This is a genomic window from Cytobacillus gottheilii, assembly GCF_001636345.1.
GTDB lineage: Bacteria > Bacillota > Bacilli > Bacillales > Cytobacillaceae > Cytobacillus > Cytobacillus gottheilii.
The window spans coordinates 1,330,561-1,345,915 of record NZ_KV440945.1 but is presented as its reverse complement, the minus strand read 5'-3'; the positions used below and the strand labels follow the sequence as shown (position 1 = coordinate 1,345,915).

Below are 15,355 nucleotides of genomic sequence, written 5' to 3'. Positions count from 1 at the left end.
TATAAAATGAACAAAAAACCCGGCAATAAGCAGAAAACGGATGATACTCTGCTTATTGTCCGGGTTTTTATATGCTGAAATACAATGTGCAGTCCAGCCTGTTTAATTGCCTACTATTTATTAAAGGACGCTAGCATGTCCGTTGTAAATAATACCACGGCGTGCATCTACAGTAATCTCTTGTCCATCTTTGATCAATTTCATTGCGTCTTCCACGCCAACAATGACAGGAACCCCTACATTTAAGCCTACTACAGCTGCATGGCTAGTAAGTCCGCCTTCTTCTGTAATTAATGCACTGCACTTTTCAATAGCCGGGACCATTTCACGATCCGTACCAATCGTAACAAGGATAGAGCCTTCTGTTACTTTCTCTAAAGCTTCTTTTGCTGTACGGGCAATAACAGCCTTTCCATAAGCCGTTTTTCTGCCAATCCCTTGTGCTCTTGCAATGACATCGCCAACAACATGGATTTTCATTAAGTTAGTTGTACCAGCTTCTCCGACTGGAACACCTGCAGTAATGACAACTAAGTCACCAGATGAAACAATTCCGCTATTTATGCTTTCTTGTACAGCAACATCTAACATTTCATCGGTTGATGTGGATCTTGGCCCAACTTGTGTATGAACGCCCCACACTAATGCCAAGCGGCGGGAAACAAACTCGTTTGATGTTACAGCCACGATTGGAGACTTTGGTCTGTATTTTGAAACCATTCGAGCTGTATGTCCGCTTTCAGTAGCTGTAATGATCGCACTCACATCTAAATCTAATGCAGTATGTGCAACAGATTGTCCGATCGCATCAGTTAAATTGTGTTCAGTGCTCTTGCTGCGCTTCGATAAAATGTCTTTATGGTTAAGTGCAGATTCCGCACGGGCAGCAATATTATGCATTGTTTGTACAGCTTCAACCGGATATGTTCCTGCAGCCGTTTCACCTGAAAGCATGATAGCATCTGTACCATCAAAGATTGCATTGGCTACGTCACTTGCTTCCGCTCTTGTTGGACGTGGGTTACGCTGCATAGAATCAAGCATTTGTGTTGCTGTAATAACTGGCTTACCTTGAATATTACATTTTTTGATTAAGCTCTTTTGTACTAAAGGAACCTCTTCAGCCGGGATTTCTACACCGAGATCTCCTCTGGCAACCATTAAACCATCAGAAACATCAAGAATTTCATCGATATTATCGACACCTTCCTGGTTTTCGATTTTAGGGATAATGTTAATGTAAGAAGCTCCGTTATCTTCAAGCAGCTGGCGAATTTCCAAAACATCCGATGCTCTGCGGACAAATGATGCAGCAACAAAGTCTACTTTTTGCTCAATTCCAAAAAGAATATCATTTGCATCCTTTTCAGTTATTCCAGGAAGTTTTACTGATACACCAGGAACATTTACACCTTTTTTATTTTTCAATGTACCGCTGTTTAAAATTTTCGTATGAATTTCACTCGTTGCTTTATCAATCTTTGTTACTTCAAGACCGATCAGACCGTCATCTAATAAAATTTTCGAACCGACATGGATATCATCAATAAGACCTTCATATGTAACAGAAAACTTATCTGCAGTTCCTTCAACTTCAGTCATGGAAACAATAATATCATTTCCAGCTACAAGCTCAATCGCACCATTCTGCATGTTGTTTGTACGAATTTCAGGACCTTTTGTATCTAATAAAATAGCAACTGTTTTACCTGTCTTTTCAGATGCCTCGCGAATATTTTTAATCCGCGCGCCATGCTCCTCATAATCACCGTGTGAGAAGTTAAGTCTTGCAACGTTCATACCGGCTTCAATCAGTTGTGTAAGTTTTTCAATGCTTTCACTGGCAGGACCAATTGTACATACAATTTTAGTTTTACGCATTTTTCTTCCTCCAATATCTCTTTTTTTATTTTATATGGATAATTCTTGAGATAACTTATATAGATCAGTATCAATCTCATGCTTCATATTGAAAACCTCTTCGAAATGAGTATCAACAACATTGTTGTTTTGAACTCCAACTGCTCGTCCGCCTTTACCTTCTAAAAGAAGCTCAACTGCACGTGCTCCTAAACGGCTTGCTAATACACGATCGAATGCTGTAGGTGATCCTCCGCGCTGGATGTGGCCAAGCACTGATACACGTGTATCAAAGTCGGTAACTTCTTTTACTTGCTTAGCAAATTCAACACCGCTGCAGACACCTTCTGCAACTACAATGATACTATGTTTCTTTCCACGCTCATGACCTTTTATTAGACGTGTCTTAATTTCTTGAATATCATATCCTACCTCAGGAATTAAGATCGTTTCTGCACCGCCTGCAAGCCCTGCCCATAGAGCAATATCACCAGCATCTCGGCCCATTACTTCAATAATAAATGTTCTTTCATGTGAAGTTGCTGTGTCTCTAATCTTATCAATAGCATCAATAACAGTATTTAGTGCAGTATCAAATCCAATTGTATATTGAGTGCCATTAATATCGTTATCAATAGTTCCAGGAACGCCAGCACATGGGAAACCTTGTTCAGTCAATGCTTTCGCACCGCGATATGAACCATCTCCGCCAATAACGACAAGCCCATCAATGCCGTGTTTCTTTAACTGTTCAATCCCTTTTTGCTGTCCTTCTTTTGTTTTAAACTCCTCACATCTTGCTGAATAAAGCATTGTGCCGCCTCTATGTATAATATCGCCTACTGATCCTAATTCAAGCTTCTTAATATTGCCGCTGATCAGACCGGCATATCCGCCGTAGACCCCATAAATCTCAACATTATGAAAAATTGCTTTACGCACGACTGCACGAACCGCTGCGTTCATGCCAGGAGAGTCTCCACCACTCGTTAAAACACCAATTCTCTTCATGTTCTTCTCACCTCATATTTAGAATTATGAACACATTAGGTTCATATTTGCTAATAATGTAAATTCTTCATATTCTTTACATAATTACACACTTCATTTATTCTATACTAATCAATATTTCTAAAATACCATGAAGAACAGCCTATCTCAACTCAAACAAAAAATAATCACTAAAGACGGAATAATCCGTGAAATGAAAACGCTTATTTGTACAAAATTAAGACACAATTAGAAAACCTGCATATACAAAGTCTTAGATTCCCTTGTTTGTAAAAAAGAATAAACCCGCCGGCAATCTAATCATGCTTTACCATACAAACTTGCTGCCACGGTGAATTTGCAGAAAAAGCATTTAGATTCTCAGCTGCAACTTCTATTCTAAACGAGATTGCTCAAAGTACCAAATCAGCTGTACTGCAGTTTCTATGCAATTCCTTTTAACTCATAAGCTCAATAAAAAAACAAAAAACGTGCGTAAGCACGTTTTATTTTACCCCAATGTAATCATTTAAAAACGAATATTTGCCAATCTGTTTATACTTCCCATAGCGCTGATTGACTAAACCTTCTTCTGTTAAAGAAAGAAGCTCTTTTAATGAAGATATTAGAATTTCTCCTATTGCAATTGCCTGCTGCTTGATATCTTTATGTGCCCCGCCTTTAACTTCAGGAATAATTTCATCAATAATGCCAAGTTCTTTTAAGTCTGGAGCAGTAATTTTCATGGATTCTGCTGCTTTTTTGGCTTGTGTCGAATCTTTCCATAGAATCGCAGCAGCACCTTCAGGTGAGATAACAGAATAGGTTGAGTTCTCAAGCATATGAATGTGATTCCCAACTCCTAATGCAAGAGCACCACCGCTTCCTCCTTCACCAATCACAATGCAAATAACAGGAACAGTTAAGCTTGCCATTTCAAACAAATTGCGGGCAATCGCTTCACTTTGCCCACGTTCTTCAGCAGCTTTTCCAGGATAGGCACCTTTTGTATCAATAAAACAAATAATAGGGCGATTAAACTTTTCAGCCTGTTTCATTAAGCGCATTGCTTTACGATACCCTTCAGGATGAGGCATTCCAAAGTTTCTGCGGATATTTTCCTTTGTGTCCTTTCCGCGCTGATGTCCAATGACGGTTACCGGCAGGCCTTTAAACCTTGCGATTCCGCCGACAATAGCCTCATCATCGCCGAATACCCGATCTCCATGACATTCAAAAAAACCTTCAAATAGCTCAGAAATATAATCTAAAGTGGTTGGTCTTTGCGGATGACGCGCTATTTGTACCCGATCCCACGGCTTCATGTGTTCATAGATATCTTCTTCCAGCTTGGCAAGACGATGCTCCAGTTTTGTAATTTCTGCTGATAAATCAACATCAGCTGTTTTTGTAAATTCCTTTAACTCGGCAATTTTCTTTTTTAACTCAACAACCGGTTTTTCGAATTCTAATTCTCCTACCACTCTAAATCACCTCCTGGCTGATGAATGGATAAAATATTTGAAAGCTGATCTTTCAGCTCGCTCCGGTGAATCACTGCATCCAATTGACCATGCTTCAGTAAAAACTCACTCGTTTGGAAATCCTCTGGAAGATCTTCACGAATGGTTTGTTCAATAATTCTTCTGCCTGCAAATCCAATTAATGCACCAGGTTCTGCAAAATTATAATCTCCAAGTGAAGCAAAGCTCGCAGAAACTCCGCCCGTAGTCGGATGGGTCATAATGGATATAATTAACCCGCCATGATCACTGAATCTTTTCAATGCAACACTTGTTTTGGCCATTTGCATAAGACTTAGTACTCCCTCTTGCATTCGGGCACCGCCAGACGCAGTAAAGATTACAAATGGGACAGATAGTTCATCAGCCTTTTCAATGGCACGCGTAATTTTTTCACCGACAACCGACCCCATACTTCCCATGCGGAAGGTAGAATCCATCACGGCAACAACAAGAGACTGGTTGTCTACCGTCCCAATTCCAGTAACAACAGCTTCATTGATGTTTGTTTTTTGTCTATCTTTTTCCAGTTTTTCTAAATAACCTGGAAAGTTTAATGGATTCTCAGAAACCATATCTTCATTGATTTCTTCAAAGCTTCCATGATCAAGAAAACTTTCCAGACGCTCAGAAGCATTCATGGAAAGATGATAATCACAATTCAAACAAACCTTTAAATTTTTAACCAGTTCTTTTGAATACATGATCTTTTTACAATTTGGACATTTTGTCATAATGCCCTCGGGAACATCCTGCTTCGCTGCTTCCGATGGTATTGTTGCATATTTAATCTTTTTGGTTTTCGTAAAGATCTCTTTAAACAAGATGAAACCTCCCCGTTTGATAATAATACAAATTTATAATTTCCCCACCCCACCAGTGGTCTGACCACCAATGCATAAAAAGTTGCTGATTGCGGTAGACCTTAGGCGCAATCAGACAGTTTTATTTATCATTCATTTCAAAAGTTCATTCAGAGTTACTTCACATTAAAATAAGAACACCGCTTTTGCGTACATCATTTTACTCTTGTCCAACTACTATAAACGATTAAATTTAAAAATAGTGCTGAAATATGTCAGCTTTCATTCGACAAGCTTTCTTAGTTTCTTATAAGCACCGCGAATTCTCATTTCTTCTTTTGTTTGCAGCTCTTCAATTAAATGAAGATAATCATGCTTTTGAAGCTCTTCAGCTGGGAAATCGAGCGAATTATAATAGTCTTTTAAAATTTCCCACATTCTTAAAAACAAATGATTATCTGCCAATAAGATGATTTTATAGAAAAATTCATCATCTGTAAAAGTCGTCTGCTCTGCCCAGTTTTTAAAAGCTAAGAGTTCATCATCAGTCTTTTTTTGCATAATAAGCCATAAGCAGTCAAGCTCGATTAAAAATTTCGTTTCCTTAATATCCTTTTTAGCCTTTTCATCCTGAAGAATAAATGTACTGAGCACCTGTACAAGCTGATGACCTTTAAAGTCGCGTATGAAAGTGCCTTCTCCTCTTCTTGTTTCGATGAGACCGAGCAGTTCCAGCGCTCGAAAAGCTTCGCGAACAGAAGAACGCCCAACCTTCAGGCGTTCGGATAATTCACGTTCAGATGGCAATTTATCTCCAGGCTTTAAATTTTCCGCTGCAATCATTTCGCGAAGCTTCTTAACAATTACGACATATACTTTAGATCCAGTTTGAGCTGATAACACGTCAGTTCATCACTCGCTTTTTCCGATAACAGCTAATCTGATTGTTTTCTCTTTTATTTCTTCAGGATCTACTTTCAGTCGTGCTACCCCAGTTTCCATTGCTGCCCTGGCGACCGCAGCAGCTACAGCAGGCGCAACTCTCGGATCAAATGGCCCTGGTATAACATAATCAGCATGCAAATCTGATTCATCTATAAGACTAGCAATCGCCTCAACAGCAGCAACCTTCATTTTTTCATTAATATGAGTTGCACGCACATCAAGAGCACCGCGGAAAATGCCTGGAAAAGCAAGAACGTTATTGACTTGGTTCGGAAAGTCGGATCGTCCCGTACCTACGACCAGTGCCCCTGCAGCTTTTGCATCTTCTGGCATAATCTCAGGAATAGGGTTAGCCATCGCAAAAATGATTGGGTCTGCGTTCATTGTTTTCACCATGTCAGCTGTTAATGCACCGGCAGCTGAAACACCAATAAAGACATCTGCACCCGTAATCACTTCTGCAAGACTGCCTGATTTCTTATCTCGGTTTGTATATTTAGCTACATCGTTTTTAATTTCATTCATACCTTGCGGACGGCCTTCATAAATGGCGCCCTTCGTATCGCACATAATGATTTCTCTTACGCCATAACTGTACAGCAGCTTAATAATCGCAATGCCTGCTGCACCCGCGCCGTTTGCTACTACTTTAATTTCATTCATTTTCTTGCCAGAGAGTTTTAATGCATTCACTAATCCTGCAACTGTGACAATGGCGGTTCCATGCTGATCATCATGGAAAATAGGAATATTGGTTTCCTTCTTAAGTCTTTCTTCTATATAAAAACAATTAGGAGCTGCAATATCCTCCAGATTTACACCGCCAAAAGTAGGCTCAAGCAGCTTCACCGTTTCCACAATTTTATCAATATCTGTTGTATTTAAGCAAATAGGGAAAGCATCTACACCTGCAAAGCTCTTAAATAGGACCGCTTTGCCCTCCATTACTGGAAGTGCAGCTTCCGGACCAATATTTCCAAGGCCAAGCACTGCTGTTCCATCGGAAACAACTGCTACCATATTTCCTTTCATTGTATATTCATATACAGTCTCAGGCTTATCATATATTTCTTTGCACGGCTCAGCAACACCAGGGGAATAAGCTAAGCTCAAGTCCTTGGCGTCCTTTACCTCTACTTTTGACTTTGATTCAAGTTTTCCTTTATTCACTCTATGCATATGCAGAGCTTCTTCTCTCAACGTCAAATTATCCACCCCTCTGTGTCCCAAAAAGACGAATTAAATTAATCTATTTTAAAGTTCGTATGTTTTAGCTTGCAGACCTCAATATTGGAAGCAGAACCTGTGTTTTACAGCAGATTCTTCTATACAGCGTAGTGGTCTGACCAATGATCTTAACACCAACTACTATAACATATATGATCTTGATGTAAAGGGCTATCGCTTTAATATCACATTTTCACTGCCTAATAAACCTTTTAGCCTATCCATAAAAATTGAAGTGGGATGAACACAATCTTCTTCTCCAAGCTTGATCCTCTTGCCGCTGCTCTCATAATAGAGAATAACTGAAATAGCTCCGGAATTTTCTCTAAACAAATCCTTAAGCTTTCGCAGCTGTTCATTTGTTTCCTGCTGCTCTGTAATTTTCAAATAAAGGATAGGCTCTTTCGGCTTAAATGTAGCTATTGCCTGTTCTGGCGTTTGGATCGATTGTACAATGATCTGCTTCTTTCCATCCCTTTCTTCGGGCTTGCCTGATATGAAGAGAATCCTTCCTTTGTTTAGAAGATGCGAATATTGATTTAGGACATTCGGAAAGATGACTCCTTCTACTTCACCACTCTGATCACTAAGTGTGATAAACGCCATCGTGTCCCCTTTTTTAGTGCGAATTTTATTTAACTCTGCTAAAAAGACGAATAACTTTACCTGACGGGCTGATGTATCCAATTCAGCGATGATATCCGTCCCCATCCTTTCCTGCTCATTTTCATAAACAGATATAGGGTGGTCAGACAAATACAGCCCCAGCACTTCTTTTTCAAATGCCAGCTTAGCTTCTGCAGTTATTGGATCAACGATTGTATATTTAGGTTTCGGGAAAAATTCACCGTCAGAAAAGAAGTCAGCCTGCTCATCATCCGGGTTCACAAGTAATGCATGCTCCAATGCTGCATCAATGCTGGCAAGAAGGACTGCCCGGTCTTCACCGAATTCATCAAAGCTACCGGAATGGATAAGTGTTTCAATGATTTTTCTATTGGCTATTTTGTGGGAAACGCGCATACAGAAATCAAATAAATCATGAAATTTCTGCTGTCCCCGCGCCTTGAAGATTTCCTTTAGAACATTTCCTCCTATCCCTTTAATAGCACCAAGGCTATAGCGGACAGAATGGTGTTCAACAGTAAATGTATACCAGCTTTTGTTAATGGATGGAGGCAGCACTTTGAGTTTCAAGTCTTTTAACTCTCGAATATATTGAGAGATTTTCACCTCATTGCCTGCAGAGGATGAAAGCAGGGCCGCCATAAAATGAAGCGGGTAGTTTGCTTTTAGAAAAGCTAGCTGATACGCAATTAAACTATAAGCAACCGCATGGCTCCTGTTAAATCCATAGTTAGCAAATTTCACAATTAAATCATATATATTGTGTGCCGTTTGCTCTGAATACCCTTTTTTCAATGCGCCAGCAACAAAATGAGTCCGTTCTTGATCCAGTACTTCCTTCTGTTTCTTACTAACTGCCCGTCTGAGCATATCTGCTTCCCCTAAAGTAAATCCAGCCATCATCGCAGCAATCTGCATAATCTGCTCCTGATACACGATAACACCATATGTGTTCTCAAGGATCGGCTTTAAGTCAGGATGGTAGTATGAAATCTCTTGTTTCCCATGCTTACGGTCAATAAAGAGAGGAATGTTTTCCATTGGACCTGGACGATAGAGGGCATTAACGGCGACGATATCTTCAAAGGACGATGGACGCAAATTTTTCAGTACTCTTTGCATCCCTGCTGATTCAAACTGAAAAATCCCATTGGTTCTGCCGCTGCTCAGCAGTTTAAAAACATGTTCGTCATTTACAGGGATAGACTTAATATCTATTTTTTCTTTTGAATGTCTATTAATGGAGTTCACTATATTTTCGATAAGGGATAAGTTTCTTAATCCCAAAAAGTCCATTTTTAAGAGACCTATATTCTCTAAATATTCCATTGAGTATTGTGTCAGGTACACTTGATCATGCCCTGCCTGTATAGGGACAACAGAAACTAGCGGCATTTCGCTGATCACCACTCCAGCTGCGTGTGTAGATGTATGCCGCGGCAATCCTTCCAGTTTTAGTGCTGTTTCAAATAGACGTTTATGCAGGCCTGATTCTTCTGTAAATCTTCGCAGAGAATCGGATGAATTATATGCCTCACTCAGTGTAATCCCCAGCTTGGAAGGCACTGACTTTGACAGCCTGTCCAGCTCCTTTGTATTTAAGCCAAAAGCTCTGCCAACATCCCGCAGTGCAGCTTTTGCTGCCATCGTTCCAAAGGTCACAATTTGGGCTACATGCATTTCGCCATACTTGTTGGCCACATACTGAATCACTTCATCCCGGCGATGATCTGGAAAATCAATATCGATATCAGGCATAGAAATTCTCTCAGGGTTCAAGAAACGCTCGAACAGCAATCCGTGAGCGATTGGGTCCACATCTGTAATATACAGAACATAAGCCACCATCGAACCGGCTGCTGAACCCCGGCCAGGTCCTGTTAAAATATCGTGCTCTCGGCAATATTTCATAAAATCATAGACTATTAAAAAATAGTCGCTGTATTTCATTTTCTTTAGAATACTTAACTCATATGCCAGACGTTCCTTATGCACTTTTGTATCCTGAGGATAGCGTTCCTGATACCCTTGCCAGCATAATTTTTCTAGTAATTGTTCTGACGTTAAACCATCCACCGCAGGATATTTTGGCAGATGTTCTCCATTCAGCTCAAGCATTACATTGCATTGCTCAGCGATTTTTAGCGTATTTTCCAACGCATCAGGATACATGGATAAAAGCCCAGTCATTTCCGCTGCAGATTTTAAGTTGTATTCTTCGCCCTGCAGTCTCATTCTGTCTTCAGCTTGAATCTTTTCACCGTTTTTAATACAAGTCAGGCAGTCTTGCGCAAAAGCGTCTTCCTTCTGCAAATAATGCACCGCATTCGCAGCAGTAAGCTCAATCCCCGTTTCTGAACTGATTTGCACAAGCCCATTTCTCACTTTTTCTTCATTTGATATTCCATGATCATGCAGCGATAAATAAAACTGCTGCTCCTCGCAGTGATCCCGATAGAAACATGCTGACTTTTTCGCTTCTTCGTATTCGTCATTAATCAAGTGCTGCTCAATTTTCCCTTCAAGACCTGGACTCAGCATAATTAAGCCTTGGTTATATGCCTTTAGCCATCTTGCAGGAATTCCACCTGGAGATTTTGTGCCAATCACACTCGAAATCTTAAGCAGATTTTGATAGCCTGTTTGATTTCTAGCCAGTAACACTAGAGGAAATGGCTCTGCCTGTTCAGATTCATCATCTACTACATCTGCTGTTAAACCTAAAATAGGCTTTATCTCATTTTTTAAGCATTCCTTATAAAAAGAGACAGCGCCATACATCACGTTTCTGTCTGTTAATGCAATCGCCTCAAAGCCAAGTTGTTTGGCTTGTTTAGCCAAGTCCTCCACTTTTGCTGTACTCATCAGCAAGCTATATGCACTATACACATGAAGGTGAATAAAAGACACTGTAATCACACCCTTATTTCTTCTATTCCTTTTATTATAGAACGGGAGATATAAAAAAGAAAATATGTTCTCTTTTTTCAATTCACCGTACCTAATGAGGAAGAATCATATGCAGCAAAGAAATCCGCTTTTAGCGGGAGGGTGATGAAAGTTTGAATGCTTATAGCTTTAATACTTATGTGTATGCTTTTGCAGAACGTTATGAAAGGACATTTCTCCAAGGTTTGTTAAAAATGAGACAACCATCATAAAAAAAGCAGTATGTCCATATGATGTAATAATAAATGTTTACGAATATGCTAAACAAGGATGGAGATATATGGAGAATCAACCCTTTTTCGCATCACTGTTTGAAAGCTACTTTATTGCACTTGGTGTTTTGCTTGGCGGATCTATTATCGGTGCACTTGCAGCGTTTATTACTGGAAAGCCGCCGCTAACAGAAGTTTTCCGTCTTTCGAATCTTATTCGAATCTGGGCGATTATTGCTGCAATCGGCGGGACATTTGATACTGTTTATAGTTTTGAACGAGGCGTTTTAGATGGACAAACAAAAGATCTTTTCAAGCAATGCCTGCTCATCCTTTCCGCCCTTGGAGGTGCTCAAACCGGAGCACTGCTGATTAACTGGTTAACACAGGAGCATGTTTCGTAATGAGAATCCCACCTCTTTACCGCAAGCCCTCATGGCAGCGCTTTTTAGGAGGGATGGCTATCGGTGCATTTATCAGCTGGTTTTTTTTTCTGTATATCTTTGGAGAATGGCAGGAGGATTACAGTAAACAAATTGATGGTCAAAAGGACTTAATACAGGAACTCACCAAGGAAAAGGATATTTGGCAGGAAGAATTTAAGAAACTGAATAAAGAGAATAAAGAAAAACTGACCGTTCAGCAGATCCATTTAAAAATAGATAACTATAACAAATACAAACTTGATGTATACAGTGTCTTTGAAGCTGAAAAAACGTTAAAAGAAGAAATCAGCATGATGGTTGCAAAAGATATTGAAACTGTACATTCAAGCTTAGGCTTAATTGAAAGAATCATTCAAAACAAAACACTTGAAATCAATGGAAAGCGTTATAAAGTAACGATTAAAAAAATGAGTGTATATACGACCTTCTCCATCCATGTGAATCTGCAGCTTGAATAGAAAATATCTAAGGCTGGACGGATAGGAGGAAGCTTATCTGCACTTAATAAGCAAAAAAAGCTGACATTTGTCAGCTTTTTACTTTTTACAAACCTCTTCTAAATCCTTTATGACAGAACTCATTTCATCCCACGAATAAATTGATGCACCTGCTGCAAGCGGGTGGCCGCCTCCGTTGTATTTAGCAGCAATCGTGTTGATGACCGGTCCTTTCGAGCGCAGGCGAACACGGATTTGATCATTTTCCTCGATGAAAAATACCCATGCTTTAATGCCTGCAACGTTCCCAAGCTCACTTACAAGCAAGGACGCTTGAGAAGGTTTTGCATCATAGGTTTCGAGCAGTTCTTTCTTCAATACCATCATGGCAGCTCCATGCTGGAGCATTTCAAAATTCTGCAGCACAAAACCATTCAATTTAACGATATTCGGCTGAAGCTCATACATTTTATCAAAAAGCTCTGTCCGGGAAAATTGATAGTGAATTAGCTCACCCGCATATGCAAATGTCTTTTCTGTTGAGCTTGGATATAGAAACCTGCCAGTGTCCCCTACAATTCCTGCAAAAAGAAGACGCGCTGCTTCATCAGACATTTGGAGGCCATCATCCTTGCCTTCCTTATAAAATTCATAGATCATTTCACTAGTGGAGCTGGCATTAGTATCTACCCACATGATGTCTCCATATGGATCCACATTCGGATGATGGTCAATTTTGATTAGGAAATCACCCTTTGTATAGCGCTGGTCACAAATTCGTTCTGTATTAGCTGTATCGCATACAATGACAAGTGCTCCTTTAAATGTATCATCGGAGATGTTGTCCAATCTGCGCAGATAGTGCAGAGTATCTTCTTCCTGACCAACTGTATAAACTTTTTTCTCCGGGAATGATGCCTGAATCACCTCAGCCAGACCGCCTTGAGAGCCATATGCATCTGGATCTGGTCTTACGTGTCTATGTATGATAATGGTTTCATACTGCTTTATTTTTTCGATTATTTGCTTTTTCATGAGATACTCCTTTTGGATATACATTTGATAAATATAAAAACAACAGCAGATCAAGCTGATCTGAGAGATCTTTTAACAATTTACCGCTCTAAACGCCCAAATAACTTTTATCATATATTAATGGATTTTAATCGTTTTGCCTACTGATTGTAAATATAATTGGAATTTTACTGTCTTTCCCGTTAAAATGAATATGATTGATTATACTTGGAGGTTTAACAATGCCCATACTCGTTATACTGGTGATTGTATCTTTTTCACTTTATATTTTCTATAAGATCAGATCCTTCATGGCTAAAGGTCCTGCTGAAAGGCATTGGATTACTGCAAAAGGCAGAATGGCATTAGGCTCATTTGTTGGAATTTTTGGAGTAAACCAGCTATTTCTAACGCCGAACACAACAGCCTATATCGTTTCAGCTATTTTTATCATTGTCGGTGTTCTTTGCCTATATACTGGCTTTAAAGCGTATAAATTTCATCTGCCGCATGCAGCAGCAGAGGTTGAAGCGTATAAAAAAGGATAAAAGTCGTTATTACTTGCCCGCCAGACAATGGCGGGCTTTTTGATGTGCTCTAATTCTCTATTTAGTGATCACATTAGCTTCTGTCAATCAGCTGGCACATCATCATTGCTTTACCGACAAGAATCCCTTCATTGAAGACTTCAACGTCGACTTTACCAAACTTTCTTCCAACCTCAAGTACTTTTGGGAATATATCAAGGGTGCTGTCAATTTGAACAGGTTTTAAAAAATAGATCGTCATATTTTCTACAACAAGATCACCTTTTTTATAGCTTTTCAAAATGCGATTGGCTGCCTCAGAAACAATTGTAGTAAAAACACCATAAGAAATCGTGCCAAGATAATTTGTCATTTGCGGTGTTACCTCGCATTGGTATACATCATCACCTTTGCCTTTGCCTTTCATGACGGTAAACTGATTTGTAACGATATCATCCAGCGTTTCCCCCACCTGCGGCTGGCGCTGAATCATTTGCAATGCCTTTAATACATCCTGCCTGCTGATGATGCCAATTAATTTATTGGCATCATCAACTACAGGCAGCAATTCAATTCCTTCCCATACCATCATATGAGAGGAAGAAGCAACACTTGTTTTTCCGCCAACCGTCATTGGATTTTTCGTCATTATTTTTTCAATAGAAGTATGCGGGTCTCTGCCCATAACGTCTTTAGAGGTAACCATTCCATAGACTTTTCCATTATGATCTACAACAGGAAAACGGCTATGGGTAGTCTGCCGGTTATATGTAAACCAATCCTCGACTGTATCAGTTGTTCTCAGAATAGTCGTATCTTCAATAGGTGTTAAAATGTCCTCTACCAGGACAATCTCTTTTTTTATGAGCTGATCGTAAATCGCCCGATTAATCATGGTTGCAACAGTGAATGTATCATAGCTAGTCGAGATGATCGGGAGCTGCAGTTCATCTGCAATTCGCTTCACATCCTCATCGGTATCAAACCCACCCGTAATGAGTACTGCCGCACCTGCTTTTAGAGCCAGTTCATGAGCATTTGTCCGGTTCCCGATAATCAGGAGGTTTCCCGCACCGGTATAACGCATCATGGCATCGAGCTCCATTGCTCCGATGACAAACTTATTAAGTGTTTTATGGAGCCCGGTTCTGCCGCCAAGTACTTGACCATCAACGATGTTTACAACCTCAGCGTACGTAAGCTTTTCAATGTTTTCTTTTTTCTTCCGCTCGATTCTAATCGTGCCTACACGTTCAATGGTGCTTACGTAACCTTTATTCTCAGCTTCCTTAATGGCCCTGTAAGCTGTTCCTTCGCTTACAGATAATGCTTTCGCAATTTGCCTGACAGAAATTTTTTCCCCAACGGGCAATTCATCTATATATTGCAGGATTTGTTCGTGTTTCGTCGCCAATCCATGTCACCCTCTTCTCCTCATTGCTAAGTCTATTATAAGGTTAAGAGGGTCTATATTCAATTCAGTCTGCCGCTCTGCTAGCGATAAGAGCGGATCTTCTTTTTGTCAGCGATTAATGTTTTTTGTGTACGAGCTGCGCGTCTTGGAGCGTAAAGCATCGCTGTTAAATTCCCGGCAACGGCCATAAGCATAAATGCAAGCCATACGGCAGAGAATAAGCCTTGTTCTCCTCCTGCCTGAATACTTAAGCGAGGCACAGCATAATAAAGCATGAGCCCACAAATGAGCAAACATAATAAGTAACGATTTTTGTTCATGATTTCCCCTCCTAATACATCTATCATTAAAATGTATGCGGACATGCTGAAAACATGCAAA

General features: G+C 39.9%; 13 protein-coding genes. 3 read left to right on the top strand and 10 right to left on the bottom strand.

Going from position 1 to position 15,355, the window contains the following annotated elements; all coding sequences use genetic code 11:
* Positions 1-120 precede the first annotated feature (120 nt).
* The 7 genes from pyk to dnaE all read right to left on the bottom strand — a co-directional run bounded on the left by pyk (position 121) and on the right by dnaE (position 10,885).
* Complete coding sequence (gene pyk, locus A6754_RS06415; RefSeq protein ID WP_066443037.1) at positions 121-1,881, bottom strand: pyruvate kinase; 1,761 nt, start codon at positions 1,879-1,881, stop codon at positions 121-123.
* Between the two features lie 30 nt (positions 1,882-1,911).
* Complete coding sequence (gene pfkA, locus A6754_RS06410) at positions 1,912-2,871, bottom strand: 6-phosphofructokinase (RefSeq protein ID WP_066443036.1); 960 nt, start codon at positions 2,869-2,871, stop codon at positions 1,912-1,914.
* A 485-nt stretch (positions 2,872-3,356) separates the two neighbouring features.
* Positions 3,357-4,334, bottom strand: coding sequence for an acetyl-CoA carboxylase carboxyl transferase subunit alpha (gene accA, locus A6754_RS06405; protein WP_066443035.1), 978 nt, complete (start codon positions 4,332-4,334; stop codon positions 3,357-3,359).
* The gene (accD, locus tag A6754_RS06400; protein ID WP_066443034.1) at positions 4,328-5,197 is read right to left on the bottom strand and encodes an acetyl-CoA carboxylase, carboxyltransferase subunit beta; all 870 of its coding nucleotides are present in this window, start codon (positions 5,195-5,197) and stop codon (positions 4,328-4,330) included. Before accD ends, accA begins: the two co-directional genes overlap by 7 nt.
* Before the next feature lie 261 nt (positions 5,198-5,458).
* Complete coding sequence (locus tag A6754_RS06395; protein ID WP_066451446.1) at positions 5,459-6,019, bottom strand: FadR/GntR family transcriptional regulator; 561 nt, start codon at positions 6,017-6,019, stop codon at positions 5,459-5,461.
* Positions 6,020-6,088: 69 nt separating this feature from the next.
* On the bottom strand, positions 6,089-7,327 hold the full coding sequence (gene ystJ / locus A6754_RS06390) for an NADP-dependent malic enzyme (protein ID WP_066443033.1): 1,239 nt from the start codon (positions 7,325-7,327) through the stop codon (positions 6,089-6,091).
* A gap of 192 nt (positions 7,328-7,519) precedes the next feature.
* The gene (dnaE, locus tag A6754_RS06385; protein ID WP_066443032.1) at positions 7,520-10,885 is read right to left on the bottom strand and encodes a DNA polymerase III subunit alpha; all 3,366 of its coding nucleotides are present in this window, start codon (positions 10,883-10,885) and stop codon (positions 7,520-7,522) included.
* A 319-nt stretch (positions 10,886-11,204) separates the two neighbouring features.
* Between dnaE and ytrH the strand changes: the two genes are divergently transcribed.
* Both ytrH and ytrI read left to right on the top strand, forming a co-directional pair.
* Positions 11,205-11,540, top strand: coding sequence for a sporulation membrane protein YtrH (gene ytrH, locus A6754_RS06380; protein ID WP_066443031.1), 336 nt, complete (start codon positions 11,205-11,207; stop codon positions 11,538-11,540).
* Positions 11,540-12,040, top strand: coding sequence for a sporulation membrane protein YtrI (gene ytrI, locus A6754_RS06375; RefSeq protein WP_066443030.1), 501 nt, complete (start codon positions 11,540-11,542; stop codon positions 12,038-12,040). Before ytrH ends, ytrI begins: the two co-directional genes overlap by 1 nt.
* Positions 12,041-12,118: 78 nt before the next feature.
* Here the strand turns inward: ytrI and A6754_RS06370 are convergent, their stop codons facing one another.
* Positions 12,119-13,054: a DHH family phosphoesterase gene (locus A6754_RS06370; RefSeq protein WP_066443029.1), complete on the bottom strand. Its 936-nt coding sequence runs from the start codon at positions 13,052-13,054 to the stop codon at positions 12,119-12,121.
* Positions 13,055-13,275: 221 nt separating this feature from the next.
* Here A6754_RS06370 and A6754_RS06365 point away from each other — a divergent pair, with 221 nt between their 5' ends.
* Positions 13,276-13,581: a YtpI family protein gene (locus A6754_RS06365; RefSeq protein WP_066443028.1), complete on the top strand. Its 306-nt coding sequence runs from the start codon at positions 13,276-13,278 to the stop codon at positions 13,579-13,581.
* 73 nt (positions 13,582-13,654) lie between these two features.
* On the opposite strand, the gene A6754_RS06360 is transcribed toward A6754_RS06365, so the two are convergent.
* Together A6754_RS06360 and A6754_RS06355 are read right to left on the bottom strand one after the other, a co-directional pair.
* Entirely contained in the window at positions 13,655-14,974 is a 1,320-nt protein-coding gene (locus A6754_RS06360; RefSeq protein ID WP_066443027.1) for a CBS domain-containing protein, read from the bottom strand.
* An 80-nt stretch (positions 14,975-15,054) separates the two neighbouring features.
* Positions 15,055-15,294 carry a hypothetical protein gene (locus tag A6754_RS06355; RefSeq protein WP_066443026.1) on the bottom strand — a complete coding sequence of 80 codons (240 nt, stop codon included), beginning with the start codon at positions 15,292-15,294 and terminating at the stop codon, positions 15,055-15,057.
* Positions 15,295-15,355: the final 61 nt, after the last annotated feature.

What these genes read in the sequence shown, in the direction of transcription:
- pyk (WP_066443037.1), bottom strand. Translation starts at nt 1,881, where the DNA reads ATGCGTAAAACTAAAATTGTATGTACAATTGGTCCTGCCAGTGAAAGC.
- pfkA (WP_066443036.1), bottom strand. Translation starts at nt 2,871, where the DNA reads ATGAAGAGAATTGGTGTTTTAACGAGTGGTGGAGACTCTCCTGGCATG.
- A6754_RS06395 (WP_066451446.1), bottom strand. Translation starts at nt 6,019, where the DNA reads ATGATTGCAGCGGAAAATTTAAAGCCTGGAGATAAATTGCCATCTGAA.
- ytrH (WP_066443031.1), top strand. Translation starts at nt 11,205, where the DNA reads ATGGAGAATCAACCCTTTTTCGCATCACTGTTTGAAAGCTACTTTATT.
- ytrI (WP_066443030.1), top strand. Translation starts at nt 11,540, where the DNA reads ATGAGAATCCCACCTCTTTACCGCAAGCCCTCATGGCAGCGCTTTTTA.
- A6754_RS06370 (WP_066443029.1), bottom strand. Translation starts at nt 13,054, where the DNA reads ATGAAAAAGCAAATAATCGAAAAAATAAAGCAGTATGAAACCATTATC.
- A6754_RS06365 (WP_066443028.1), top strand. Translation starts at nt 13,276, where the DNA reads ATGCCCATACTCGTTATACTGGTGATTGTATCTTTTTCACTTTATATT.
- A6754_RS06355 (WP_066443026.1), bottom strand. Translation starts at nt 15,294, where the DNA reads ATGAACAAAAATCGTTACTTATTATGTTTGCTCATTTGTGGGCTCATG.